28 protein-coding genes are annotated in these 25,109 nt (G+C 72.2%); 10 read left to right on the top strand and 18 right to left on the bottom strand.

The window, feature by feature from the left end; translation table 11 throughout:
* Position 1: 1 nt before the first annotated feature.
* Positions 2–781, bottom strand: a complete 780-nt coding sequence (locus tag AB0M54_RS28600; protein ID WP_364317676.1) for a MaoC/PaaZ C-terminal domain-containing protein — start codon at positions 779–781, stop codon at positions 2–4.
* Positions 781–2,070, bottom strand: a complete 1,290-nt coding sequence (locus AB0M54_RS28595) for a 3-oxoacyl-ACP reductase (RefSeq protein ID WP_364317674.1) — start codon at positions 2,068–2,070, stop codon at positions 781–783. The genes AB0M54_RS28600 and AB0M54_RS28595 overlap by 1 nt, the downstream gene beginning before the upstream one ends.
* Positions 2,071–2,116: 46 nt before the next feature.
* Here AB0M54_RS28595 and AB0M54_RS28590 point away from each other — a divergent pair, with 46 nt between their 5' ends.
* Positions 2,117–3,385, top strand: a complete 1,269-nt coding sequence (locus tag AB0M54_RS28590) for an acetyl-CoA C-acetyltransferase (RefSeq protein ID WP_364474639.1) — start codon at positions 2,117–2,119, stop codon at positions 3,383–3,385.
* A gap of 80 nt (positions 3,386–3,465) precedes the next feature.
* Positions 3,466–4,839 carry a GGDEF domain-containing protein gene (locus AB0M54_RS28585; RefSeq protein WP_364474637.1) on the top strand — a complete coding sequence of 458 codons (1,374 nt, stop codon included), beginning with the start codon at positions 3,466–3,468 and terminating at the stop codon, positions 4,837–4,839.
* A 97-nt stretch (positions 4,840–4,936) separates the two neighbouring features.
* On the opposite strand, the gene AB0M54_RS28580 is transcribed toward AB0M54_RS28585, so the two are convergent.
* The 10 genes from AB0M54_RS28580 to AB0M54_RS28535 all read right to left on the bottom strand — a co-directional run bounded on the left by AB0M54_RS28580 (position 4,937) and on the right by AB0M54_RS28535 (position 12,896).
* A complete protein-coding gene (locus tag AB0M54_RS28580; RefSeq protein WP_364317669.1) occupies positions 4,937–5,554 on the bottom strand; it encodes a TetR/AcrR family transcriptional regulator in 618 nt (205 codons plus the stop codon).
* 1 nt (position 5,555) lies between these two features.
* Complete coding sequence (locus AB0M54_RS28575) at positions 5,556–6,017, bottom strand: nuclear transport factor 2 family protein (RefSeq protein WP_364317667.1); 462 nt, start codon at positions 6,015–6,017, stop codon at positions 5,556–5,558.
* Between the two features lie 68 nt (positions 6,018–6,085).
* The gene (locus tag AB0M54_RS28570; protein ID WP_364474635.1) at positions 6,086–6,994 is read right to left on the bottom strand and encodes an amidohydrolase family protein; all 909 of its coding nucleotides are present in this window, start codon (positions 6,992–6,994) and stop codon (positions 6,086–6,088) included.
* On the bottom strand, positions 6,991–7,887 hold the full coding sequence (locus AB0M54_RS28565; RefSeq protein ID WP_364317663.1) for a VWA domain-containing protein: 897 nt from the start codon (positions 7,885–7,887) through the stop codon (positions 6,991–6,993). Before AB0M54_RS28565 ends, AB0M54_RS28570 begins: the two co-directional genes overlap by 4 nt.
* A gap of 202 nt (positions 7,888–8,089) precedes the next feature.
* Positions 8,090–8,935: a MoxR family ATPase gene (locus AB0M54_RS28560; RefSeq protein WP_364474633.1), complete on the bottom strand. Its 846-nt coding sequence runs from the start codon at positions 8,933–8,935 to the stop codon at positions 8,090–8,092.
* An 11-nt stretch (positions 8,936–8,946) separates the two neighbouring features.
* The gene (locus AB0M54_RS28555) at positions 8,947–9,249 is read right to left on the bottom strand and encodes an EthD family reductase (RefSeq protein WP_364317659.1); all 303 of its coding nucleotides are present in this window, start codon (positions 9,247–9,249) and stop codon (positions 8,947–8,949) included.
* On the bottom strand, positions 9,243–10,256 hold the full coding sequence (locus AB0M54_RS28550; protein ID WP_364317658.1) for a molybdopterin cofactor-binding domain-containing protein: 1,014 nt from the start codon (positions 10,254–10,256) through the stop codon (positions 9,243–9,245). The genes AB0M54_RS28555 and AB0M54_RS28550 overlap by 7 nt, the downstream gene beginning before the upstream one ends.
* A complete protein-coding gene (locus AB0M54_RS28545; RefSeq protein ID WP_364317656.1) occupies positions 10,244–11,566 on the bottom strand; it encodes a molybdopterin cofactor-binding domain-containing protein in 1,323 nt (440 codons plus the stop codon). The genes AB0M54_RS28550 and AB0M54_RS28545 overlap by 13 nt, the downstream gene beginning before the upstream one ends.
* Positions 11,563–12,096, bottom strand: coding sequence for a (2Fe-2S)-binding protein (locus tag AB0M54_RS28540; RefSeq protein WP_364317654.1), 534 nt, complete (start codon positions 12,094–12,096; stop codon positions 11,563–11,565). The genes AB0M54_RS28545 and AB0M54_RS28540 overlap by 4 nt, the downstream gene beginning before the upstream one ends.
* Complete coding sequence (locus AB0M54_RS28535; protein ID WP_364474631.1) at positions 12,096–12,896, bottom strand: FAD binding domain-containing protein; 801 nt, start codon at positions 12,894–12,896, stop codon at positions 12,096–12,098. Before AB0M54_RS28535 ends, AB0M54_RS28540 begins: the two co-directional genes overlap by 1 nt.
* A 111-nt stretch (positions 12,897–13,007) precedes the next feature.
* Between AB0M54_RS28535 and AB0M54_RS28530 the strand changes: the two genes are divergently transcribed.
* From AB0M54_RS28530 to AB0M54_RS28510, 5 genes are all read left to right on the top strand, one after another.
* Entirely contained in the window at positions 13,008–13,679 is a 672-nt protein-coding gene (locus AB0M54_RS28530) for a GntR family transcriptional regulator (protein WP_364474629.1), read from the top strand.
* A 66-nt stretch (positions 13,680–13,745) separates the two neighbouring features.
* Positions 13,746–13,958 carry a hypothetical protein gene (locus AB0M54_RS28525; RefSeq protein WP_364474627.1) on the top strand — a complete coding sequence of 71 codons (213 nt, stop codon included), beginning with the start codon at positions 13,746–13,748 and terminating at the stop codon, positions 13,956–13,958.
* Positions 13,910–14,254 carry an HAD-IA family hydrolase gene (locus AB0M54_RS28520; protein WP_364474625.1) on the top strand — a complete coding sequence of 115 codons (345 nt, stop codon included), beginning with the start codon at positions 13,910–13,912 and terminating at the stop codon, positions 14,252–14,254. The genes AB0M54_RS28525 and AB0M54_RS28520 overlap by 49 nt, the downstream gene beginning before the upstream one ends.
* 43 nt (positions 14,255–14,297) lie before the next feature.
* On the top strand, positions 14,298–15,974 hold the full coding sequence (gene sulP, locus AB0M54_RS28515) for a sulfate permease (protein WP_364474623.1): 1,677 nt from the start codon (positions 14,298–14,300) through the stop codon (positions 15,972–15,974).
* A 171-nt stretch (positions 15,975–16,145) separates the two neighbouring features.
* Complete coding sequence (locus AB0M54_RS28510) at positions 16,146–16,754, top strand: hypothetical protein (protein WP_364474621.1); 609 nt, start codon at positions 16,146–16,148, stop codon at positions 16,752–16,754.
* Positions 16,755–16,838: 84 nt separating this feature from the next.
* Here the strand turns inward: AB0M54_RS28510 and AB0M54_RS28505 are convergent, their stop codons facing one another.
* From AB0M54_RS28505 to AB0M54_RS28485, 5 genes are all read right to left on the bottom strand, one after another.
* Entirely contained in the window at positions 16,839–17,525 is a 687-nt protein-coding gene (locus AB0M54_RS28505; protein ID WP_364317643.1) for a zf-HC2 domain-containing protein, read from the bottom strand.
* Positions 17,522–18,088, bottom strand: a complete 567-nt coding sequence (locus AB0M54_RS28500; RefSeq protein ID WP_364317642.1) for a sigma-70 family RNA polymerase sigma factor — start codon at positions 18,086–18,088, stop codon at positions 17,522–17,524. The genes AB0M54_RS28505 and AB0M54_RS28500 overlap by 4 nt, the downstream gene beginning before the upstream one ends.
* 90 nt (positions 18,089–18,178) lie before the next feature.
* Positions 18,179–19,744 (bottom strand): YncE family protein, encoded by a 1,566-nt coding sequence (locus AB0M54_RS28495; protein WP_364474620.1) that lies wholly within the window; start codon positions 19,742–19,744, stop codon positions 18,179–18,181.
* Positions 19,745–19,773: 29 nt separating this feature from the next.
* Complete coding sequence (locus AB0M54_RS28490) at positions 19,774–19,968, bottom strand: hypothetical protein (protein WP_364317632.1); 195 nt, start codon at positions 19,966–19,968, stop codon at positions 19,774–19,776.
* A gap of 33 nt (positions 19,969–20,001) precedes the next feature.
* A complete protein-coding gene (locus AB0M54_RS28485; RefSeq protein ID WP_364474618.1) occupies positions 20,002–21,843 on the bottom strand; it encodes a hypothetical protein in 1,842 nt (613 codons plus the stop codon).
* 143 nt (positions 21,844–21,986) lie between these two features.
* Between AB0M54_RS28485 and AB0M54_RS28480 the strand changes: the two genes are divergently transcribed.
* Together AB0M54_RS28480 and AB0M54_RS28475 are read left to right on the top strand one after the other, a co-directional pair.
* Positions 21,987–23,420 (top strand): hypothetical protein, encoded by a 1,434-nt coding sequence (locus AB0M54_RS28480; protein ID WP_364474616.1) that lies wholly within the window; start codon positions 21,987–21,989, stop codon positions 23,418–23,420.
* A gap of 267 nt (positions 23,421–23,687) precedes the next feature.
* Positions 23,688–23,837, top strand: coding sequence for a helix-turn-helix transcriptional regulator (locus AB0M54_RS28475; protein ID WP_364318130.1), 150 nt, complete (start codon positions 23,688–23,690; stop codon positions 23,835–23,837).
* 58 nt (positions 23,838–23,895) lie between these two features.
* Here the strand turns inward: AB0M54_RS28475 and AB0M54_RS28470 are convergent, their stop codons facing one another.
* Complete coding sequence (locus tag AB0M54_RS28470; RefSeq protein ID WP_364474614.1) at positions 23,896–24,462, bottom strand: GrpB family protein; 567 nt, start codon at positions 24,460–24,462, stop codon at positions 23,896–23,898.
* 139 nt (positions 24,463–24,601) lie between these two features.
* On the opposite strand from AB0M54_RS28470, the gene AB0M54_RS28465 reads away from it, so the two are divergent.
* Positions 24,602–25,109: NAD(P)-binding domain-containing protein (locus AB0M54_RS28465; RefSeq protein WP_364474612.1), on the top strand; the 508-nt coding region annotated here is incomplete at its 3' end.

Genomic DNA, 25,109 nt, shown 5'->3' with positions numbered 1-25,109 from the left:
ACTAAAGCGCGGAGACGCGACCGGCAAGATGAGAATCCACCTCGAACGCCCAGCCACCGTCGATCGGCGTGGCGCTGAAACCGACCGTCGAGGGCAGCAGAAGCGGCCGCCGAAAATCGACATCCATCGTGTACGCAGCGGGAACGCGCGCGTCGAGCGCGGCCAGGCACCGGGCCATCGTCCACATCCCGTGCGCGATCGGCCGGGGGAACCCGAACAGCCGCGCGCCCAGCCGGGACGTGTGGATCGGGTTGTGGTCCCCGGACACCGCCGCGTAGTCACGACCCGTCCGCGCCGGGACACGCCAGGTGGCGGTCCGCGCGGGGCGATCGTCCGGAGATCGGCCCGACGAAGGGCTACGACCAGAGATCCGAAGGTACGTCGAAACCCCCTCCCAGACGACGGAATCCTCGACCGAGCCGACCGTCACCACGTCGAACTGCTGTCCCCGGTGGTGCGGGCGCAGGTCGGAAGCCCGTACCGAGAAACGCATTCGATCGAAGGTCAGCGGCCGATGCACCGTGACGCGCTGCGCGACATGCACCAGACCGACCACCGGGAACGGGAAGTCCGGGCCGGTCATCAGGTCCATGACCAGGGAGAACGACAGCACATGCGGAAACGTGCCGGGCAGCCGGTCGCGGACCGGGAACCCGCAGATCCGGCTGTACGAAGCCAGCCGGTCGAGGCCGACCTCGACCTCGGCCGTCACCTCACGTGCGGGCAGGCCCGGCCCGCGCCGGCGGGGCAGGAGGGTCGCCGCGGCCCGGAGAACCGACATCACGCCCCCAGCAGGCTCTGCCCGCAGACCCGGACGATGTTGCCGGTGACCGTGCCCGACCCCGGCGCGGCCAGCCAGGCGATCGTCTCGGCCACGTCGACCGGCAGCCCGCCCTGGGACAGGCTGTTCATCCGCCGCCCGGCCTCCCGCAGCATCATCGGCATCTTCGCGGTCATCGCCGTCTCGATGAACCCGGGCGCGACCGCGTTGACCGTGATGCCCCGCCCGATCAGCGCCGGCGCCGTGGCCTGCACGAACCCGATCACGCCGGCCTTGCTGGTCGCGTAGTTGGTCTGCCCGCGGTTGCCGGCGATGCCCGCGATCGAGGAGACCCCGACGACCCGGCCGCCGTCGTGCAGCAGGCCCCGATCGAGCAGGTCGGACGTGATGACCGACGGCGCGGTCAGGTTCACCGCGATCACCGAGTTCCAGCCGGCGGCGTCCATCTTGGCGATCGTCCGGTCGCGGGTGATGCCGGCGTTGTGCACGACGATGTCCACGCCGTCCGGCAGGTGTTGGGCCAGGCGGCTCGCGGCCTCGGGATGGGTCAGGTCGAGTTGCACGGCCCGGCCGCGGGCCTCGTTCGCCACCCCGGCCAGCGCGTCGCCCACGGCCGGCACGTCGAGCGCGATCACCGAGGCGCCGTCGCGGGCCAGCACCCGGGCGATGGCCGCGCCGATGCCCCGGGCCGCCCCGGTGACCAGCGCGATCTTTCCGTCGAGGGGGCGTTCGTCCGGCCCGGCCGGTGGGTCGCCCGGTCCGACCCGGATGACCTGACCGCTGACGTACGCCGATCGCCCGCTCAGCAGGAACCGCAGGGTCGACCCGGTGGCCGTCCCACCGCCCGGCGCCACGTACACCAGCTGGGCCGTGATGCCCCGCCCGAACTCCTTGCCGATACTGCGGGTCAGGCCCTCGAGCGCCCGCTGCGCGATGGCCGCCGCGGGGGACGCGGGCTCGGTGGTCCCGAGCACGATGACCCGGCCGTTCGGCTGGAGCGACCGGGCGTACGGATGGAAGAAGTCGTAGAGCGCGGTCAGCTGGGTCGAGTCGGCGAGGTCGGACGCGTCGAACACCAGCGCGCCGTGCGGTGGGGCGGCCGTGTCGAGCACGTCGACGCCCAGCTTGGTCAGGACGTCGCGTACCGGAGAATGTGGCTTGCCACCCAGCAGAACCGGCCCGGCCAGGCCGGCATCGCGGCGCAGCCGTGGCGGGTCGGGCAGGCCGAGCCGTCTGACCAGCGCGTGACCCGGCCCGGTGTTGGCGAAACTCGCGTATCTGTCGCCCATGCGCGTAGCGTACTCGCGAGTAGGTTTCCCGGCAGGAGGTCGACAGATGCGCCGAGTCGCCGTCATCGGCGGTAACCGGATCCCGTTCGCCCGGTCCAACGGCCGCTACGCCACCGCGTCCAATCAGGACATGCTGATCGCGGCGCTGGACGGGCTCATCGCCCGGTTCGGGCTGGCCGGCGAGCGCCTGGGCGAGGTGGTGGCCGGGGCGGTGCTGAAACACAGCCGCGACTTCAACCTCACCCGCGAGACGGTGCTCGGGTCGCGGCTCGACCCGCGGACCCCGGCCTACGACATCCAGCAGGCCTGCGGCACCGGCCTCGAAGCCGTGACGCTGGTGGCCAACAAGATCACGCTGGGCCAGATCGACGCCGGGATCGCCGGCGGGGTGGACACGACGTCCGACGCGCCGCTGCAACTCAACGAAGACTTTCGTCGCACCCTGCTGCAACTCAACCGGGCCCGGACGCTCACCGACCGCCTCCGCGCGGTGGCCCGCCTCCGCCCCCAGCAGCTGGTCCGGCCCGAGATCCCGCGCAACGCCGAACCGCGCACCGGCCTGTCCATGGGCGAGCACACCGCGATCACGGCCGAACGCTGGAACATCTCCCGCGAGGCGCAGGACGAGCTCGCCCTCGCCTCGCACCAGCGTCTCGCCGCGGCGTACGAGAAGGGGTTCTTCGACGACCTGATGACCCCCTACCTGGGTCTGACCCGCGACCAGAACCTCCGCCCCGACACCACCCGGCAGAAGCTCGGCGCGCTGAAAGTCGCCTTCGGCCAGGCCGGCGGGACGATGACGGCCGGCAACTCGTCGCCGCTCACCGACGGCGCCGCCACGGTCCTGCTCGCCGACGAGGGGTGGGCGGCCGATCGGTCGCTGACGCCGCTGGCCTACTTCGAGGACTGCGAGACCGCGGCCGTCGACTACGTGCACGGCGACGAGGGCCTGCTGATGGCGCCCGCGTACGCCGTGCCGCGGCTGCTCGCCAGGGCCGGCCTGACCCTGCAGGACTTCGACTACTACGAGATCCACGAGGCGTTCGCGGCGCAGGTGCTGGCGACCCTGGCCGCCTGGGAGTCGCCGGAGTTCTGCAAGGACCGCCTCGGGCTGGACGCCCCGCTCGGCCCGATCGACCGGGCCAAGCTCAACGTGGTCGGCTCCTCGCTGGCCGCCGGGCATCCGTTCGCCGCCACCGGCGGGCGGATCGTCGCGACCTTGGCCAAACAACTCGCCGAGCGGGGCTCCGGCCGCGGCCTGATCTCCATCTGCGCGGCCGGCGGCCAGGGCGTCGTGGCGATTCTCAGTCGCTGACATTTCTCAGTCCGGCGCGGCGCGAGCCGAACAGGATGTCCGTGCCGTCCCCGCTGAGCCGTATCCGGACGATCGCGTACGTGGCCTCCTCCATCGTGCTGGCCACGCACGCGATCCCCGTGCTGGCCTCGAACGCCACGGCCGGCTGGAAGGCCGTGTCCCTGACCGGCATCGCGGCGCTGATCGGCCTGCTGACCGTCTTCCGCACGCGGCCGGTCCCCGGTGAACCGCTGCTGGCCCCGCTGCTGCTGGTGGTCATCGGCGGCTCCTTCAGCAGCCCCGTCCGCATCATGACCATCGCCATCGCCGTGTTCGCGGCCCAGGCCCTGCGCGGAACGGGCCGGGCCTGGCTCATCCGTACCGTCCTGGGTCTCGCGGTCCTCCCCGCCGGAACCGTCCTGGGTCTCGCGGTCCTCCCCGCCGGAACCGCCCTGGGCGCGCTGACCGGCGCCGGGACCCTGTCGTGGCGGTCGTCGGACGTGCTGGGGCTGGTGCCGTTCGTGGTGCCGGTGGGCCTGGTGATGCGCAACATCCTCCGCGCCCTCGTGCAGCAGGAACTGGTCTCGGCCCGCGACGCCCTGCTGTCCTCGGCGGGCGGCCGGCTCCTCGCCGCGGCCAACGTCGACGAGGTGCACCGCATCGGCATCGACCTGACCGCCCGGATGATCGCCCTCGCCCCCGGCCTGGTCCTGATCATCGTCCGTCCGCAGGGTGCGGAGTGGCGGGTGACCCGCGCCGTCGGCCTGGACGACGGGCTGATCGGCCGCACGCTGACCGAGGCGATGCTCGCCGACCCGGCCACCGCCCTCGCCGACGTCGCCCCGGACCACCGGCACTGGCACGTCGAGCACATCGTCGACCGCTACGTGCTTCTGGGCGGCGTACGGCCCATCTCCCCGACCGAGGCCGACGCCTTCCGTACGCTGGCCCACCAGGTGGTCCTCGGCGAACACAACGTCACCTCCCGCGCCGAACTCCAGCACCGCGCGCACCACGACTCGCTGACCCGGCTGCCCAACCGCGAGTACTTCCTCGAGACCCTGACCGACGCCGTGACCAGCGGCCCGCCCGGGTCGGTGGCCGTGATCAGCGTCGACCTGGACGACTTCAAGCAGGTCAACGACACGTACGGGCACGGCGGCGGCGACGAGCTGCTGATCGAGGTCGCGAACCGGCTGCGCGCGGCGGCCGGCCCGCACCGGATGGCCGCCCGCCTCGGCGGTGACGAGTTTGCCCTGCTGCTGACCGGACCGGACGCTCAGGACGAGGCGGAGCGGCTGGCCTGGGACGTCCGCGACCGCATCCTGGCCCCGTTCCGGGTGACCGGCCACACCGTCCGGGTGGGCGCCAGCGTCGGCATCAGCGGCCCCTCGCACGACGTCGCCACCCTCATCCGCGAAGCCGATCTCGCCATGTACGCCGCCAAAGCCCTGAGATCAAGTTCAAGGGCTTGATGTCGTAGCCGGGTGGGCGGTGCTGACCGCAGCTCCCGCCGAGGCCGGCCGCGCGGCTCTTGGCCGCTGGCGCGTCCAGAACAGAGCCGCGCGGCCTTCATTCTGAGTGAGTGGTCACGCTCAAACCCTGAAGGACCAAGTCTCGGCAGGCTGCGACGGTAGGGGTGAAGGTGGTCGGATCGCGGCCGATGCGTTCGGCGCCGGCCCGCATGGCGCCGGAGAGGAGTTCGACGGTCAGCGGGATGTCGCCGACGTCGCGGAACTCGCCGCGGGTGATGCCGTCGCGGACGACGTTCTCGACCTCGACGATGATCGCGTGGAACGGGCCGTCGGGGCCCTTGGGCACCTCGGCGACCAGCGGGGCCGAGCCCGGCCGGAACATCAGCTGCATGGCCTGGTCGGTGGACGCCGCCAGGACGGCCTCGACGATGTCCCGGAGGCGGTCCGCGGCCGGGTCGGCCGACCGCGCCGCGATCGCGGCCACCCGCTCGACCGCGGGCCGGCTCGCCCGCTGGGTCAGGGCCCGGACCAGCGCGCCCTTGTCGCGGGCGTAGTTGTACATGGTGTTGCGCGCGAGCCCGGCCCGGGTGGCGATGTGGCCCATGGTGATCGAGTCGTAGTCGCGTTCGAGCAGCAGCTGCCGCATCGCCTCGGCCAGGTCGGCCCAGACCATCTCGTGGTGCTCCTCGAGGCTGCCGCCCCGGATCCGCGGCACCTCAGCCGGCCAGGGCGACGCTCGAGAGGTGCGGGTTCTCCTGGTGGGCCGCGGTCAGCTTGACCCGGGTGAGGCGCCAGCCGTCCGGCGTGCGGACCGCCTCGTTGTCGTAGAAGCCGACCACCAGCCAGCGGTTCGGCCCGCCGCCGGCCAGCTCGTCGGCGACCCAGTGCTCGGCGCGGACGTGCGCGTGGATCGTGGCGCGGTCGCCGTCGAGCTCGATGACGTGACCGCTGATCACGTGGTGGGTCGCCGTGTAGAAGGCGAACGACGTGCGGAGCACCTCGATGTAGTCGCCGAGCGCCATGGTCATCGGCGGGATGTCGGCGACCGACCCGAAGTCGAGCGTCAGCGGGTCGGTGAAGACCCGGCCGGGCAGGTCGGTGAACGCCTTCAGGTCGGCGATGTCGGCGTACCGGCCGAGCAGTTCGATGAGTTCGGCACGATCCTCGAGTGCGTCCATGACAGTCCTCTTCCCGGTTTCGCGAACATCTGTCGTAAAGATTACGACGGTCCGTCGCGAAAACCAAGTCAGAGCGAGTACACGCGTCGGGCGGTGCGGGCGAAGACGTCCAGCTGGACCTCGTGCGGGTGCTGGGCGAGGACACGGCGCCAGGTGGAGACCAGGGTGGGCAGGTCGGTCCAGAGCTTCTCGATCGGGAAGTTGCTGCCCCACACGCAGCGGCGCGACCCGAACAGGGCCAGGCACTCGGTGGTCACCAGGTCGATGAGGTCCTCGTCGACGCGGTGGACGAAGGTGCCCTGGCCGGTCAGCTTCACCACCACGTTGCCGTGGTCGGCCAGGCGGCGCATGCCCCGGCGCCAGGCCTCCACGTGGGCCAGGTCGTCGAGCATGCCGGCGTGGACCAGGACGAACGTGACCGACGGGAAGGCAGCCACGAAGTCGGCCGCGTCGAGCATCTGATCGGGGAAGACCTGCAGCTCGAACAGCCCGCCCAGGTCGGCCAGCGCGGCGATGTTGTCGCGGAAGACCGGATCGTTCATCCGGCCGGGACCCGAGGCGAAGCGGAAGGCCGGGTTGTCGTGCCAGTGCAGTTGCAGCCGGACGCCCCGGACCAGGGGAGTGAGGGCGGCCTGGCGGCGCATCACCTCGGCCGCGCCGGGGGAGAACAGGTCGGCCGACGCGATCACCGCGGTCGGCCAGCCGGTCGCCGCGTGCACGTCGCGCAGCCAGCGGACCTCGTCCTCGCTGCGGTCCAGGGGCCAGTTCGTCTGCACGTACACCGACGATCGAATGCCGCAGGCCGTCGCCTCGGCGAGGTATTCGTCGATCGGGTAGTCGCGGCGGATCGGCTCGTAGGGACCGAAGATGCGCGGGACCATCTCGCCGCTCAGCCACGGCAGGTCGGCCTGCCGCCAGATGTGGTGGTGGGCGTCGACGATGTCGATGTCCGGGGGAACAGCGGGAGAAGCGGTCATGTCCAGTGCCTCCATGCGGATCGGCGTGGGCCGGCGGTCATCGCGGGGAAGGCCGCGACCTCGGCCAGGGCGGTGGGCAGGTCACGTACGCCGCCCAGATGGTCGAGGTGGCCGAGCAGGGCGGCCATGCCCCGGGTGACCGGCCGGTAGGTCGGCGAGCAGGCCAGCGGCGACCACCAGGCCAGCCGGTGCCCGAGCCGGGCCAGCCGGGCCGTGGCGCGGACCATGTCGGTGCAGTCGCCGCGTTCCAGCCCGTCCGAGACGACCACGATCAACGCGCCCCGGGCCAGCGCCAGGAACCGGGGGTTGCCCAGGAACGACCGCAGGGCCGCGCCGATCGCGGTCCCGCCGTCGGCGTCGGGCACCACCCGGGCCACGGTGGCCAGGGCCTGCTCGATGTCGGCGGCGGCCAGCGCCGGGGTGATCCGGGTCAGCCGGGTGCCGAAGGTGAACACCTCCGAGCGGGGCGGCGCCGTGTGGGCGACCCGCAGCAGTTGCGGCGTGTGCTCCTTCAGCGACCCCGAGACGTCGAGCAGGATCAGCATCCGCCGGGGCCGCCGGGGGCGGGTGGTCCAGCGCAGCCCGGCGATCTCGCCGTCCGTCCGGCGGGCGAGCCGCAACGTCCGTCGCATGTCGAGCGTGCGGCCGGACGACGATGGTCGCCGCCGCCGGGACGGCACGGTCGGCACCGAGGCGGCGAAGGCGGCCCGCAGCGCCCGGGCCAGGTCGGGGGAGTCCGGCCCGCCGAAGCTCCGCCGGGTGCGTACGGTCAGCGAACTGGCCTCGGTCCCGCCGCCCTCGCGCAGATCGCCGCCGGGCAACTCGCGACCGCCCGACGAGACCGGCGCCTCGACGTCCGACTCATCCGGAGGCGGTGGGACGACCGAGACCACCCCCCCGAACCAGGCGTCGAAGACGCGATCGAACGTGGGAAGGCCGGCGATGTCGCTCAGTAGCGTGATCCGGGCGCACCAGTAGAGCTCGGAAAGGCTGGAGGGGATCGAGGAACTGAGGGCACGGAGGAAGTCGGCCTGCTTGCCCGGCGGGGCGGGGAGGCCCGAGCGCCGCAGGTCGTCCAGGAAGCCCCGGAGCAGCTCACGAATGGCCGAAGATCTCCTCGGATCGGTCGGCCAGCACGCGGGTGTCCTCCTCGTCCTTGATGAGCAGCCCGAGCGCGCGGCGCAACGCCACCGGCCACGAGCTGCCCTCGGCGGCCAGCGCGGCGGCGCCCCGGGCCCAGTCCACCGACTCCGCGATGCCGGGTCGCTTCAGCAGCGGCAGGGCCCGGATGTCCTGGACCGCCGAGACCAGCGCGTCGGCCGCGTCGTCGGCGAGCCCGGGCACGTGGGCGTCGAGGATCGACCGTTCCCGCGCCGCCGACGGGAACTCGATCCAGTGGTAGAGGCACCGCCGGCGCAGCGCGTCGTGCAGCTCACGCGTGCGGTTGGAGGTGAGCACCACGACCGGCGGGTGCTCGGCGCGCAGCGTACCCAGCTCGGGAACCGTGATCTGGAAGTCGCTGAGAAATTCGAGCAGGAACGCCTCGAACTCGTTGTCGGCCCGGTCGATCTCGTCGATCAGCAGCACCGCCCCGCGCGCCGAGCGCAGCGCCCGCAGCAGCGGCCGTTGCAGCAGGAACTCCTCGGCGTACAGGTCACCGATGTCCTCGCCACGCGACTCGGCCGTGCGTACCCGGAGGAGCTGTCTGGGGTAGTCCCACTCGTAGAGCGCCTGGCCGGAGTCGAGCCCCTCGAAGCACTGGAGGCGGATCAGCTCGCGATCCAGGACCCGCGACAGCACCGACGCGAGCTCGGTCTTGCCGACACCCGGCTCGCCCTCGAGCAGCAACGGCCGATCGAGGAGCAGAGCCAGATGTACGGCGGTGAGCAGCCCTTCGTCCGCGAAGTAGCCTTCGCCTTGGAAGAGGGAAGCGAGATCCACTGAGACCTGTCTCAGAACTGCGGGTACTCGGTGGTCAGCAGGTGCACCCGGCTCGACGTGTGCGCGCCGGCGTCGGCCGCGGCCGCCTTGCCCTGCTCGGAGGCGAACCCGGCCACCCGCGCGTCCTCGTCGTCGAAGTACAGCTCGTTCACCGCGTCGAAGGCGGGATCGTCGCCGCTGCTCACGTTGACCGTGTACTTGCGCAGGCCCGGGATCTTCTGGGCGTACGCGAGGTGGTCCTGGGTGACCCACTTCGCGAAGTCGTCCTGGGACAGGCCCTCGGCCCGCTTGAGCAACGACATGACCTTCAGCATGCTTCGACTCCCTTGAGAACATCCAGACCCCGCAGCACTCGCTCGGGGGTGAAAGGCATGGTGTCCAGGCGTACGCCGCACGCGTCGAAGATAGCGTTGGCGATGGCCGGGATCGGCGCGTTGGCGGTCATCTCCCCGATGCCCTTGGCGCCGAACGGCCCGTTGTCGGCCGGCCGCTCCAGAATCTGGCTCCACTGCTGGGCGATGTCGGCCGGCCCGGGCATCAGGTACTCGGTGAAGTCGGCCGGGCCGTGGTCGCGCGCCGGGTAGTAGGGCTCGGTCGCCTCGAACAGCGCGTGCGACATGCCCATCCAGGCGCCGCCCTCGACCTGCTGGGTGACCATGGCCGGGTTGAGGGCCCGGCCGATCTCGTACGCGTTGTGCATCTCCAGCACCTCGACCACGCCGGTCTCGTCGTCGACCTCGACCACCGCGACCGTGCACGCGTGCGCCTGGCAGGAGTCCGGGTCCATCTCGCCGGTCTCCGGCACCGGGCTGCTCGGCTCCTTCAGGTAGATGCCGCGCCCCGAGATGGTCCGGCCGTGCTTGAAGTGGGCGGCCAGGGCCAGGTCGGTGATGTGGATGCGCTTCTCGTCGGCCCCCTTGACCTGGATGAAGCCGGTGCCGTCGGTCTCCAGGTCGCCCGGGTCGACCTCGAGCTCGTCGGCGGCCACGGCCAGCATCACCTCACGGGCCTCGGTGGCCGCCATGATGACCGCGTTGCCGACCCGATGCGTGCCGCGGCTGGCGAACGTGCCCATGCAGTGGGGTCCGGTGTCGGTGTCGGCGGTGTCGATGATGATGTTCCCGAACGGCAGCCCGAGCACCTCGGCGGCACACTGGGCGACGACCGTCTTGAGCCCCTGGCCCAGATCGACCGACGACAGGCTGACCACGAAGGTGCCGGTGGTGGTCGAATGGATCAGCGCCTGCGACGGGTCGCCGCCGAGGTTCATGCCGGTGGGGTAGTTGACGGAGGCGTACCCCCGGCCTCTCAGCTTTGCCATGAGGACATCGCCTTGTACTCGTCGGGCAGGTCGTGGCCGACCATCTCGGCCGCCCGCTGGATCACTTCGATCAGCGCCGTTCCCTCGGCCCGCTTGCGGTGGGCCTTCATGTCGCCGTCGCGGTAGGCGTTGAGCAGCCGCAGTCGCAACGGATCGAGGTCGAGCGCGCGGGCGATGCGGTCCATCTGCGACTCCAGCGCGAAGTCGGCGATGGTCACCCCGAAGCCGCGCATCGCGCTGGACGGCGTGCGGTTGGTGAAGACACAGTGGCAGTCGGCCCAGACGTTCGGGATCGCGTACGGTCCGGGCAGGTGGGCGGCGGCCTTGGTGGTCCCGTACGGGGTGTGCCGCGCGTACGCCCCCGAGTCGACGTAGAGGGTCACGTGGCGGCCGAGGATGCGACCATCGTTCATGACCGCGTCCTTGATGATGATCCGTTCGGCCGCCCGCGGCGACGACACCTGCATCTCCTCGTGCCGGTTGTAGACGAACTTCACCGGCCGCCCGGTCAGCATCGCGGCCACGCAGGACACCGGTTCGACCATCACGTCGACCTTGCCGCCGAAGCCGCCGCCGACCGTGCCGCCGACGATCCGGAGCTTGCTGAACGGCGTACCCAGGATGAGGGCGGTGTTGTCGAGGGTGAAGAAGCAGGCCTGGGTGTCCGAGTGGACGCGCAGCCGCCCGTCGCCCTGCGGGATCACGATGCAGCCGGTGGTCTCGGTCGGGGCGTGCTCGATCGGCGCGGACTGGTAACGCCACTCGAAGACGTGGTCCGCCTGCTTCTCGGCGGTGTGGAAGTCGCCGAACCGGATCCGGCGGCAGTGGTGCCCCTCGTACGTGAAGTAGTTGGTCTGCTGATATTCGTTGACGATCGGGGCGCCCTCTTTGAGCGCCTCCTCGACGTCGAACACCGCGGGCAGGTCCTCGTAGTCGATCCTGATTTTCGAGGCGCCCTCGTACGCGGCGGCCTCGGTCTCGGCGACCACCGCGCAGATCGGCTCGCCCCGGTAGCGCACGGTGCCGTCGGCCAGGATCGGCTCGTCGTCCGGCTCGACGCCGATCAGCTTGAGCGGGGTGAAAAGGTTGTTCGGGATGTCGTCGCCGGTCAAGACACGGACGACGCCCTTCGTCTTCTCGGCCTCGCTGACGTCGACCGTGAACCGCGCGTGGTGCCGTTCCGAGCGCGCCATCTTGAGGTGGAGCAGGCCGGCCGGATTCAGGTCCTCGAAGAACGTGGTGCGGCCGGTGACGTGCCCGAGCGCGTCCGACCGCTGGACGGTCGAGCCGATGACCTTGAAGTCGCTCACTGTCGTCTCCCCGGCGCGTGCTTTTGTCTGTCCGTCGAGTCCGTTGGTTTCCCCGCCGCATGCTTCCGTCTGTCCGCCGCGTCCAGGATCGCCGCGATGATCGAGTGGTAGCCGGTGCAGCGGCACACGTTGCCGGAGATCGCCTCGACCACCTCCTCGCGCGTGGGGTCGGGGTTGTCGGCGAGCAGCGCCTCGGCCGCCATGATCATGCCGGGCGTGCAGAAGCCGCACTGCGTGGCGAACCCGTCCAGGAACGCCTGCTGCACCTCATCCAGCCGCTCCCCGTCGGCGACCCCTTCGAGCGTGCTGACCTGGCCGCCCTCGATCGTCTCCACCGGCACCAGGCAGGCCATCACCGGCCGCCCGCCGACCAGCACCGTGCACGTGCCGCAGCTCCCCTGAGCACAGCCGCGCTTGGCCGCCATCAGCCCGAGCCGGTCACGCAGGCTGGCCAGCAGCGACTCCGCCGGCCGGGCCAGAAACTCCTCTTCCCGCCCGTTGACGGTCAGCGTCACCACGCTCGATGCCATCAGGACTCCTCAGTCTCGGACTGCACGGCCTCGAACGTGCGGCGGAAGTGCACGGGCAGGACACGGCGGCGGTACCAGGCGCTGGCGTACGCGTCGTCGAAGGGCGCGATGTCGGCGCGGGCCGCTTCCCCCGCCGCGTCGAGCACCTCCCGGTCGAGCGGCCGGCCGAGCAGGACATTCTCCGCGGCGGGGGAGCGGATCACCCTGGGTGCGACGGCGCCGAGCGCGACGCGGGCCGCGCTTACGTCGTTTCCGGTACGCCGAACGGTCGCTGCCACAGTGACGATGGCGGCGGAGTTGAGGCGCCGGCGCATGGCCTTGTGAAAGAACCAGGTGCCGTCCTCGGGCACCCGGAACCGTACGGCCGTCACGATCTCGCCCGCTCCGAGTTCCAGCTGCCCGACCGGCGTCTCGCGGCCGCCGGTGAGCTCGACCGTCGCGTCCAGGGCTTCGAGGCAGACCGCGAAGTCCCCGTGGGGCTGTGGCACGAACAGGTTGCCGCCGACGGTGGCCAGGTTGCGGATGGACGGCGAGGCGAGCGTCCGGATCGCGGGCTTGAGGAAAGGCAGGTGCCGGGCCAGGTCGGCGAACGTCGTGGTGGCGCCCACTCGCGCCACGCCGCCGGTGACCGTGACACCGCTCAGCCCCGCCCGGCTCAGGCTGATCAGCTCGCCGGCGTCGATCGGTCCCGTGTTGACCTGGGCCATGACCACGGTTCCGCCGGCCATCACGCGACCGCCCCCGGCCACGGCCTCGGCGGCGGCCTCGGGCGACTCCGGCATCCGCAACGCGGTGATCATCGGCGCCTCCCGAGGAGTGAGCACATGTTTCCGGACGATCAACTATCGATAATTGATACTTGTCCTCCAACCGGCACGAGGTCAACCCCGTCGCGTGACTAACATGGGCTCATGACCGAACCGTCGCAGGTCACGCGCCTGACGCTGGGGCAGCAGATCCGCGACATGCTCGTGGTCGACATCGTGTCGGGCGCCATCCCGCCCGGCGAACGACTGGTCGAGACCAAGCTGGCCGCCCGCTTCGGCACCAGCCAGGCGCCGGTCCGCGAGGCGCTGCGCGAGCTCGAAGCCATGCGCATGGTCGAGACCCGGCCCCGGCGCGGCACCTTCGTCCGCCACTTCGTGCAGCAGACGCTGCGCGAGAGCTACGTGGTGCGGGCGGCGCTGGAAGAGACCGCCACCCGGCTGGCCATGCTGGCCGGCACGATGCCGCTGGCCGAGCTCCGCGAGACCGTGACGACGATGCGGTCGGCGGCCCGCCGGAACGACGACGACGCGGTGGCCAAGGCGAGCGTCGCCTTCCACCGCCACATCATCGAGGCCGGCCACAACGAGCTGCTGCGCCTGTCCTGGGAGGCCCTGCAGATCGAGGCCCGCACCGCCGTGACGATGGTCGCCGCCGAGGTCAAACTCAAGGACGTCGTCCGCGACCACGCCGCCCTCCTGGCCGCCATCGAGTCCGGCAACCTCGAAACCGCCTGCCGCCACGCCCGCGACCACCAATGGCACTACGCCGACCTCCCCCACGACGCCCACGGCCGCCTCCGCCCCCAGGCCAGCTGACCCCGCTTCGAGCGGGCTTGGTCGTGCGGGACCGCTTGCGGGCGCCGGGTCGTGGACACTGGGCGCGTGAATCGGCCGGAAGTGGTGATCTTCGACTGTGATGGCGTCCTGGTGGACAGCGAACGCCTGATCCAGGAGGTCGACCGGGAGCTGATCCGGGGTCTGGGCCGGCCCATCACGCGGGAGGAGATCTTCGCCGAGCACCTCGGGCGCAGTGAGGAGAGGGCGGGATGCGGATGTGTGTCGCGTCGTCGGCCCGGCACGACCGGATCCGGCTGAGCCTGGGCCTGACCGGCCTGCGGCGCCTGTTCGCCGAGGAACACCTCTTCAGCGCCGAGGATGTGGCCCGAGGGAAGCCCGCTCCGGACCTGTTCCTGCACGCCGCGGCGTGCCTGACCGCGCCACCGGGGGTGTGCGTCGTCGTCGAGGACAACCCGGCCGGCGTGGCGGCGGCCAAGGCCGCGGGCATGCGCGTCATCGGGTACTGCGCCCTCACCCCGGCCGAGCTGCTGGGTGAGGCAGACGTGCTCGTCACCCGCATGACGGACCTCCCCGTCGCGATCGCTGCCCTCTGACCGGCGTGTCGATCTTGAGGACGCGAGGTGCGAAGATCGGCTGATGAAGTTCGCGCAGCTCGTGCCCGGGGTGGGCGTGCTCCGGTCGTACCGGAGGTCGTGGCTGCGCGGCGACCTGCTGGCCGGGATCACCGTGGCCGCCTACCTCGTGCCGCAGGTGATGGCCTACGCCGGCCTGGCGGGGCTGCCGCCGGTCGCGGGGCTGTGGGCGATGCTGGCGCCGCTGGCCGTGTACGCGGTGCTCGGGTCGTCGCGGCATCTCTCGGTCGGGCCCGAGTCGACGACGGCGCTGATGACCGCGGCCGTGGTGGCGCCGCTGGCCGCCGGTGACCCCGGTCGGTACGCGGGGCTGGCCGCCGCCCTCGCCGTCGTGGTCGGGGTGCTGTTCCTGGTCGCGTACGTGGCCCGGCTCGGGTTTGTCGCCGACCTGCTGTCCCGGCCGATCCTGGTCGGCTACCTGGCCGGCGTGGCCCTGACGATGATCTCGGGGCAGCTCGGCAAGCTCGCCGGCGTACGCGTGGACGGCGACACCGTGCCGGCCGAGCTGTGGTCGTTCGCCGGTCGGCTCGGCCGGATGCACGTGCCGACGGCGCTGCTCGGGGTGGCCGTGCTGGCCCTGCTGTTCCTCGGGCAGTGGCGGTTCCCGCGGCTGCCCGTGCCGCTGGTCGTGGTGCTGCTGGCCACCGTCGCGGTGCTGGTGTTCGACCTGCGCGGGCACGGTGTCGCGGTGGTCGGCGAGGTGCCGCGCGGCCTGCCCGCGCTTGCCCGGCCCGACCTCGGTGATTTCGGGTCGCTGCTGCTGCCCGCGGTCGGCGTGCTGGTCGTCGGATACACCGACACCGTGCTGACCGGCCGGGCGTTCGCCGAGCGCACCGGCGAGCCGGTGGACGCCAACCAGGAGCTACTGGCGCTGGGCGTGGCCAACGTCGGCGCCGGGCTGCTGCGGGGCTTCCCGATCAGCAGCAGCGGCAGCCGCACCGCGCTGGGCGTGGCGGGCGGTGCGCGTACCCAGATGTATTCGCTTGTCGCTCTGGTCTGTGTGGCGGCCGTGCTGCTGTTCGCCGGGCCGATGCTCGCACTGTTCCCGGCCGCCGCGCTGGGGGCGCTGGTCGTCTACGCGGCGGTCCGGCTGGTCGACATCGCCGGCTTCCGCAGGCTGGCCTCGTTCCGCCGCACCGAGCTGCTGCTCGCCCTGGCCGCGCTGGCCGGTGTGGTCGTGTTCGACATTCTGACCGGCGTGCTGCTCGCGGTCGGTCTGTCCGTCGCCGAGATGCTGCACCGGGTGGCCCGCCCGCACGACGCGGTCCTCGGTCTCGTCCCCGGGCTGGCCGGCATGCACGACGTCGACGACTTCCCGGCCGCGCGGACCGTACCCGGTCTGCTGATCTACCGCTACGACTCGCCGCTGTTCTTCGCCAACGCCGAGAACTTCCGGCAGCGCGCCCTGGCCGCGGTCGCCGCCGAGACCGAGCCGGTCCGCTGGTTCGTCCTGAACGCCGAGGCCAACGTCGAGGTGGACAGCACCGCCCTGGACGCCCTCGACCGGCTCCGGGCCGAGCTGACCGCCCGCGGCATCGTGTTCGGTCTGGCCAGGGTCAAACAAGACCTGAGGGCCGAGCTCGACCGGTACGGCCTGACCGGCTCGATCGGCGCCGACCACATCTTCCCGACCCTGCCGACCACGGTCGCCGCCTACGAGGCCACTCGCCCGTCCGGATGACCGCTTGCGAGCGTGCGCAGCCGACGCCGGCCGCATCTTCCGCACCGACCGGCACTGACTTTCGATGGTCGGAACGAGCCATCTTCCGGATGGGTGAGCCGAAAGTTCGGGTGAACCGGATCGGGGCGGCGGCCGTGGTGGCGGTGAATCCAACGCCACCGGGAGGCCGTCATGAAGCACCTCAACCGCCTGATCGTCCTTGCCGTCGCCGGTGCCGCGGTCGCCGGGGGAGTCGCGGGATGCGCGCGCAACGAGCCGCAACCGCAGCCCGAGCCCGTGCCGGCCGCGGCCTCGGAGCCCGTCGTCACGCCGTCCGCCGACCTGCCGACCGCCGAGCCGGATGCGGAACAGCCGGCTTCGGAGCCGGCTTTGGAACCGCCGACCGTTGAAGCCCCGGCGCCGAAGGCACAAACCACGACCGATCTGGTGGGCACGCAGTACGGCTACCTCACCGCCGTCGACACCGGTTCGCGCACCGTCACCTTCGACAAGGTCGAGTGGTTCACCGGGGCGGCGGCCCGCAAGGCGTGCAAGGCCGACGGCGTCCGGATCAGCGACAGCGCCATGTGCAACGACTACTACATCCGCAACCACAACCCGAAGCTCCGCACGGCGACGCTCGCCCCGGGCGCCAAGCTGTCCTTGCAGTCACCCAACGACATCATGGTGCAGCTGGAGACCTCGCTCGAGGGACTGGCCGCCGAGAGCCAGAACCGCCTGTTCATCCTCACGTTCAAGGACGGCAAGGTCAGCCGCGTCAAAGAGCAGTTCACCCCGTGACAACGGACTACCGATGGAGCCGGGCCGTGTTTCATAACCCGATCAGGGCCACGTCGCAGCCCTGGCCGGGTCTTGAAACACGGCCTAGACGGGCACGGTAATCAAGGGGCGGCCGGCGAAGGTCTCGACCTGCACCGAGGCGACGTCGGCCGGCGCCACCAGAGCCGACCCGTCGACGCGGGAGGCGGCGCCGGCCACCAGCCAGCTGCCTGCCTCGCGACGACGGCCGTCGCGCGCGACCACCCAGAGGCGGCACTGTTCTCCGGTCGCGATCCCCGACACCTGAGCATGCACCCGCACCCAGCCGGCCGCGGGCTCGACCTGGACCGCCATCGCGGCGCCGGTGGCCGGGTCGGTGGCGGTGCCGCCGCGGGTGCCGGGAACGGCGGTCGAGATGGCCGGGGCGGGGGCCGCGATCTGGCCCGACGGGGCGGTCGCGCGGCCGATCAGCGTGCCGCCGCCCAGAACCGCCACGCCGGCCACGGCGGCCGCCGCCACCCAGACCGCCCGGCGGGTGCGGTCGCCACGGGCGCGCTCACCGCGTACCTCGCGAAGGGTTTTCTGCAGCAGCAGGTCGCCGTCCTCGGGCGGGCCCTCGATCAGCGCCTCGGGCGGGAGCTCGCCCAGCGCCGCCTCCATCTCGCGCAGCTCGTCGGCCTCGGCCCGGCAGTGCTCGCAGCCGTCGAGGTGCTTCTGCACGGTGGACCGCTCGCCGGGGTCGAGCACGCCGAGGACGTACGCGCCGAGCAGTTCGGTCTGATGGTCGCTCATCCGGCCGCTCCCTCCGCGATCGTCAGCCCCGCTCCGCCCGGGCGTTCGGCCATGGCCTCCCGCAGCTTGCGTAACGCGTAATAACTTCGGGACTTCACGGTACCGGGCGGGATGCCCAGGGACTCGGCCGTCTCGTCGACGCTGCGGCCCTCGTAGTAGATCTTCTTCAGCACGTCACGATGCTCGGGGGCGAGCTTGTCCATGGCGCCGAGCACGGCCATCGAGTCGACCACGGCGTCGGCATGATCCTTCTCCACCGGGGTGGAGCTGATCGTCTCGGCCACCTCGGTCGGGCGGGCCTGCCGGGCGCGGTGCCGGTCGATCGCGATGTTGCGGGTGATGGTGAACAGCAGCCCGCGGACGGAGCCCTTGTCCTCGGTCAGCCGGTCCGGATTGCGCCAGGCCCGGACGAGCGTCTCCTGCACGACGTCCTCGCCGAGCGCGCGGTCGCCCATCAGCCGCGTCGCGTACGCCAGCAGCGCGCCACCGTGCTCCTGGTAGAGCCGGCGGATGAGCAGGTCGTCGGCGCTCGACTCGCGCCGGCGCGGCCACCCCACCGCCATGCAACCTCCCTCAGGAACCTTTCGTCAACGATCTTGCCCGAAGTGCATGCGCGCAGGTCAATGGACCGATCGCCCGACCCCGGCAGCGTCTCAGGCGGCCAGGGAAAGCACCGAGACGGTGTTGTCGTGGCCGTTCGTCACGTATGCGAAACGACCGTCGGGCGCGACGGCAACGGTCCGGGGGCTGTCACCGACCGGAATGGTCGCGGTCACCCGCCCGTCGCGTACCCGGATGACCGACACCGTGGCGTCGCCCTCGTTCACGGTGTAGGCGAACCCGCCGTCCACGGCCACCGCCACGCTCTGAGGGTGGTAGCCGACCCGGAATGGCCCGGCGCGGCCCAGCGTCAGCGCGTCGATGATGTCGACCGCTCCGGCCTCCCACGCGGCCACGATCACCTTCCGGCCGTCGGGGGTGACCGCCACGCTGTGCGGGGCGCGACTGACGGCCAGCGTGGCCACCCGCCGGTCGGTGCGCATGTCGATGACCGACATCGAGTTCGACTCGTGGTCGGGGGTGAAGGCGCGCTGGCCGTCGGCCGAGAACGCCACCGAATGCGGGTTCTTGGGCACGAAGACCCGGGTGACCAGCCGGAGGTCGCCCGCGGCGTAGATCTCCACGCTGCGGCCGCCGTGGATCGGCACCCACAGCCGATCGTCCGGCGCCACGGCCAGGTCGTACGGCTGGGCGCCGGTGGCCAGGTACCGGCGGACCGTGCGGGTGGCCGCGTCCACCACGGCGACACCGCTGCCGCTGATCACGGTGCCCGTCTTCTCGTACATCGAGACGAAGACCGTGCGGCCGTCGCGGGAGACGGCGACGAACCGGGCCGTGTTGCGCAGCGTCACCGGGGTCACCCGGCGGGACGCGGCGTCGATCACGGAGAGCACCCGGGCGCCCTGGTTGGCCACGTAGACCGTGCTGCTGTCGGGGGACACCGCCACGCCTTCGGGCTCGGCGCCGACCGGGATCGTGCCTGCCACCCGGGGCTTGGGCGAGCTGACCAGCCGCGGCGGCGGCGGGCCGGCCGGCCGGGCGGTGGGCGGAGGGCTCACCCGAGGAGGCTGGTCCAGCAGCGTCCATGCCCCGGCGATCAGAAGCAGGACGGCGACGGCCGCGGCCACGACCGGCCACCGCCGCCGGGACCGGGGCCGCGGCGAGGGCGGTGACGGCGGTGACGCCGCCCCGGCCTGACCCGTGACCAGCAGGTTCGTGTCGCCGGCCGGGCCGTGCAGGGTGACCGTGCCGCGGAACGCGCCGGCGCTGGGCAGCCACGAGACGCGCAGCCGGTCGCCGTCCAGGGTCGCCCGCAGGGCCGGGTCGGAGGCGGTGGCGGTGAGCGCCCGGGCCAGCGGCGGCCCGCCGATCGTCACCTCGGCGACCACCCGCGAGGTGCCGGGCACGAGGTCGCCGAAATCCACCCGATCGGGGTCGAGGCTGATCGTGGTGCGGCCCAGCGCCGCCGACGCCGCCTCCCGGACCGCGAGGCTGTCGTCCGTCGCCAGCGCGGACAGGGCGTCGAGGGCGGCCGCCGCCCGGTCGGTGTCGGCGCCGGTCGCGAGCCGTTCCAGCTCGGCGATCACCCGGACGCGAACGTCGCGGTTGACGCTGGTGATCCGCTTCCGCAGTTTCGCGGGCAGCCGTGTTTCGCTCATCGGCACCATCTTGCGCCGAAAACGCCTGCTCAGTCGAGGGGGAGCGGGATCACCGGGGCGAGCTGAGGGTCGTCGGACGACCCGGCGGACGGGGAACCCTCGGCGGCGCGCAGGCGCTTGGCGGCGCGGCGCCAGAGCAGATCGCCGCCCTCCGGCGGTCCCTCGATGAAGGCCTCCGGCGGCAGGGCGGCGATCGCGGCCAGGAGGCGGCGGTCATCCCACATGTCCTGGTGTACGTACGGAGAGGTGGAAACGGTTCAGTCGCAGCCGGGAACGGCCGACTCGTACCCGTCGGGGGCCGCGCTCGTGGTCAGGCCGGACAGCCGGAACCGCATGCCGTCCCAGGTCGCCGAGCGGACGCCCAGGAGGCTGGGCACCCCGGCCGGGTCGGCACCCTGCAGCACGTACCCCCTGGTCTGCACGGTCTTGCCGTCGAACGTGAGGCACTCGAGGTGGAAGTTGGCGGCGGCCCCGTCGGTGAGCACGCCGAGCAGGGCCGGGGCCGACGGGTCGGAGCTGCCGTCGTACACCCGGATCTGATCGGGGCTGATCTGGTTGCTGGTCCAGCAGTCGAGCGTCACGAACGTGTCCGGCACCCCGTCGCCGGTGATGTCGTGGCTCTCGGGCCGCTTCAGCATCTCGGGCTCGCTGTCGCAGCCGAGGTCGGGGCCGGCCACGGCGAGCCAGTCGACGCCGCCGAGCCGGCTCGCCCGCAGCGGCGCCCGCACCTCGATCACGGCCGGGGTGATCGCGTGCCGGAGGAAGTCGCCGACCTCGTTGAACACCTTGAGGTTCTTGAGTACGTCGGTGCCGAGCGCCACCGCCTCCCGGCCGAGCGCCTGTGCGACCAGCCCGACGCAGTGCCGGATCGCCTCGAACGCGTCCGTCGCCGACACGTTCAGCACGGCCGCCTTCGACTTGGCCAGGCACGACCAGAGGTCCAGCAGCGCCATGGCCTGCTCCGGCCGCTGCCCCGGATCACGCAGCGCCGGGTCGTCCTTGATCTTGTTGACCGCCGTCTCGCGGCTCGCGTGCAACCCCGCGGCCGGACCGCCCAGAGCGTCGATGGCGCGCCGTTCGGCGGCATTCAGAGCGACCTTCGCCTTGGGTACGCCGGGAAGCACCACCGAAAGGAGGGCGGTGCCGACGTCCCAGGCGATCGGCAACGGCGACGCCACCACGTCGACCGTGAACGTGCCGTCCGTGGTGACCTTCAGCTCGGCGCTCTTCAACCCGCCGGCCAGCCCGTGCCCGGCGACCGCCTCGAGCTGGCGCCCGGCCAGCAGGAAGAGGTCGTCGCCAAGCATCCGGACGTCGTAGTCGTTGGGCGACGCGTCGGTGGCCCCGGCCGGCGGCATCAACACGACCGGGTAGCCGTTACGGTTCGCCACCCGCAACCAACGGGCCCCCTGATCCTCGACGACGCACACCCCGAGTTCCTTGGCGTGCCCCTTCTGGACGTCCGCGGCCCACCCTCGGGCGGCGACCGCCGTGCTCGCCCCGGGCAGCACCTTCCCGTCGGCGGTCCGCCCGCCGCCGCAGTCGGCCATGTCCGCGAGCCGCATCGTGCCGGTGACGTCGTCGCGCATCTTCCGCAGCACCCCGAGCACCTGGCCGGCCAGCAGGTCCCGGACGCGGTCCACGACCTTGGGCAGGAACATCCCGTACATCGAGAAGTGCGGCGCCTCGGCCACCAGCTCGTGTGCCCGCGCGTCGTACCGGGTGTCCAGCGGCAGCCACGCGCCCGCCTTCGTGTTGAAGACGGCGATGAACCCGTGGGCCTGGGCCGCGTCGGCGCGCATCCGCACCTCGGCCCCCGGCAGCGCGCCCTCCGGCCTGATGTCCACGGCCTCGCCGACCCCGGTGGCGAAGTCCAGGTTCGGCGCGTCCGGCGGGTCCTTCTCGGTGGCGAACCGTACGTCGGTCCCGTCCGCGCCGGCGCTGATCAGACGTACACCGGTCGCATCGTCGCGGACGGCGCCCTCGTGGAAGGTGGCCGTGCGCTCATCGCGGCCGAACCACCCACAGCCGGAGGTGAGCATCAGGACGGCAAGCCCCGCGAAGGCGGCGCGCTTGATCGGGATCGGGGTGGACGTCATCGTGGGCTCCTCGTGATCGGCGGGTTCACCGCCACCACGGCCCGCCCGTGATCCGGGTTCACCAGGACCCTCCGACGGCCGGCCGTTCCGCTCAGCGGCAAATCGGTGGCGGCGGGCGGGGCCGGCGGCCATGATCGATGGCTGTGGCCACGGCGGACATCCTCGCTGAGCTGCACGGTGGGCTGCGCGCCCGGCCGACTCCGCAGCTGGTTGCCGCGCGTCTCGTCATGCTCGGCGCGACCGGGTGGCTCGACGCGCGCCCGGCCCGCGAGCTGCGCCACCTCGCCGTCATGAGCGCCGGGTCGTTCGCGCCGGGGTCGTCGATGTCGGGGGAGTGGCGGCGGCACCCGGGGCTCGACCGGGCCTACCAGGCCGCCGCGACCGCGATGGTCCCCGTCTGGACCGCCGCGCACACGCCCGCGCCGGCCCCGGCCGATCCCGCCGACCCGGGCGAGCTGGAGCGCTGGCTCGGCCAGGCGCTGCCCGCGCTCGGTCTGACCGGCCCCGCCGATCCGGTACGCCGGAAGATGCGCCGCGCCGGCGTCCGGAAGTACGGGCAGACGTGGCCGGGCAAGCCGCACGGCCGGCGCGGTGACGTCGGCGGGCACACCGACACCCGCACCCGGCTGGACGCCGCCGAGCGCCAAGACCAGCTGCCCGGCCTGCGGGTACGCGGATACCGGAAGGCCGTACGCGCGGTGCTGCACCTTCAGCAGCGGACCGCGGTGCTGGCCGCCGAGCGGGACCGGGAAACCGTCACGGCGATCGGGAAGTCGCGCCTCGCGTACACCATCGATCGTGAGACCTTCACCGCCTGCCCGCGCACCGCGGCGTTCGTCGCCTACTACACGGCGCGGCTCGGCATGCGCACCGTCTTCACGGCCGGGCAGCAGGCGCGGCCGATGGACGAGCTGGCCGAGGCGCTGCTGCGCGCCGCGCTCGACGCCCCGACCGGCCGGCCCGAGGCGCTGGCCCGGGTGCTGACCCGGCCGCAGGTGCTCGACCGGCTCACCGACGCCCAGCGGGGCGAGTTGCTCGGCGTCTACTACGAGCAGATGGTCGCGTGCGCGCGGACGCTGCGGCGGACCTTCGACCACCACCGCGACCGCGGGCGGATGATGGTGCGGCCCGGCGACGACTCGTCCACCTGGAACGCGGCCTCGCGGGCCTTCAACCAGCTGCGTACGGGCTGGCTGAACCTGCTCACCGCGATGAACCTGGAGCACGTGCTGGAGACGTCGCTGCCTGGCAAGGTGCCGGCGCTGATGGCGGCCGACGTGTACCGGTGGCACGTGAGCTCGGGCGGCCGGCAGCACCCCGACATCGGCGTGTGGACGATGCTGCCGCTGCCCTGGGACGTGGTGCTCGGCGACGCCTCGTGCCCCGCCGCCACGGTTCGGGACTGGTGCGAGGCCGCCGGGATCGACCCCGCGTCGACCGGGTGGACCCAGCCGTACCGGCAGGACGGGGTGGAACCGACCAGCCCGGCCCGCGACCTGGTGCACGGCGTGACCGTGACGTCGCCGCTGCTGGCGGGCATGATGCGCGGGGCGGGGGTCTTCTCCGGGCAGCACTAGAAATCTGGACATACGGCGTTAGCTCAACGAGCCGGGGGCGGCCCCGGCCGGGCAGAGCGGGCGGCTCACTAGCCTCCGCCCCGATCCCGTTTCGACCACGGGACGCCGTGATGGGTCGGGGGCCCGCACGCTGGTCGAGGTGCGGGCCTTCCGCCTTTCTCCTGACCGCCCCGACCTTTCACCTGACCGCCCCGACCTTTGTCTTGACCGCCCCGATCAGCAGGGGCCACACGGCCCGGCGTCCCTGACCGACGCGGTCGCAGCCAGATCGCCGTCCTGGCTGCGACCGGCCTGACCAACCGCGACATCGCCCACCGCCTGCAGCTGAGCCGCCGCACCGTGGAGACCCACCTGGCCCACGCCTACCAGAAACTGGGCATCGTCTCCCGCCGCGACCTGGCCGCCGCCCTGTCCTGACGTCCGCCCCCAGCCGGTGTCGGGCCGCCTGCCGCTGCGCTGCCGCCGTGTCCTGACGTCACGGCTCCCAGCCGGTGTCGGCCGCCCACCGCTCGGCCGCCGCCATCAGGACGTCGGTGGCCGGCGCCTTGATCTGCCCGTAATCCAGCAGATCAGGCACGCTGACCGCCAGGCGCTGCTTGAACGCGCCCCACGCCCGTCGCGCGTCGTCGTCGCCGCGCAGGAAGTCCCGGAACAGCAGCGCGTAGCGGGCGTTCCCACCCGTACTTTCGCGCACGTGGACGTTGCTGGGACGAGCGCCCACCGGAGGGGCGAAGACCAGCTTGCGGTAGTCCCGCCCGGCCGAGTGCTCCGCCCGGTTCCACGGCTCGGGCCGGCGGCGGAAGCCGATCGCGCCCAGCCGGGTGACGATCCGGGGCTCGTCGAGCACCGCCACGCGCACCTGCACGTCGAGGCAGTCCTTGGCCGCCAGCCCGGGCACCGAGGTCGACCCGACGTGGTCGATCTCGACCGCCACGTCGCCCAGCGTCGCACGGAGTTCGGCCGCCAGCACTTCGTACTCATCGATCCAGCTCGACCGATAATCGATGACCGCGACCTGCACCTTCTCGTCCGGGAACGGCATGACGACAAACGCTACCGATGCCTCACCCTCACCCTGAGGTTCAGGGTCAACGTCGAGTTGAGGGTTCGGGAAAACGTGGCGGTCGTTACAGGGGCGGCCGGGTGGAAATGCCACCGGGGTTGTCCGGGTTGTCGGCGACATGACGACTGTGGGATTCATCGGGACCGGGAACATCGGTGGGACGGTTGCTCGGCTGGCCGTTGACGCCGGGCACGACGTGGTGCTGAGCAACTCGCGGGGACCGGAGACGCTGGCCGATCTGGTCGCGCGGCTGGGGTCGCGGGCCCGGGCGGCGACGCCCGCGGAGGTGGCTGCGGCGGCCGACCTCGTGGTGGTGAGCGTGCCGTTCCACGCCTTCCGGAAGCTGCCGGCCGAGCGGCTGGCCGGCAAGGTCGTGCTCGACACCAACAACTACTCCGCGCAGCGGGACGGGGACTTCCCCGAGCTGGCGGACGGCACGCTGACCAGCGCCGAGCTGGAGCAGAAGCATCTGAGCGGCGCCCGGCTGGTCAAGGTCTTCAACAACATCTACTGGCAGCACCTGGCGGCGGGGGGGCGGGGGCGCGGGGGGGCCGCGGGCCCGCCCGGGGTGGGCGCCCGGGGGGGCGCGCGGCCCGCAGCCGCACCGCGCACGACGGAGGTCGAGT

Source organism: Actinoplanes sp. NPDC051470 (assembly GCF_040682035.1).
Classification (GTDB): Bacteria; Actinomycetota; Actinomycetes; order Mycobacteriales; family Micromonosporaceae; genus Actinoplanes.
This window is presented reverse-complemented; position numbering and strand designations above follow the sequence as displayed.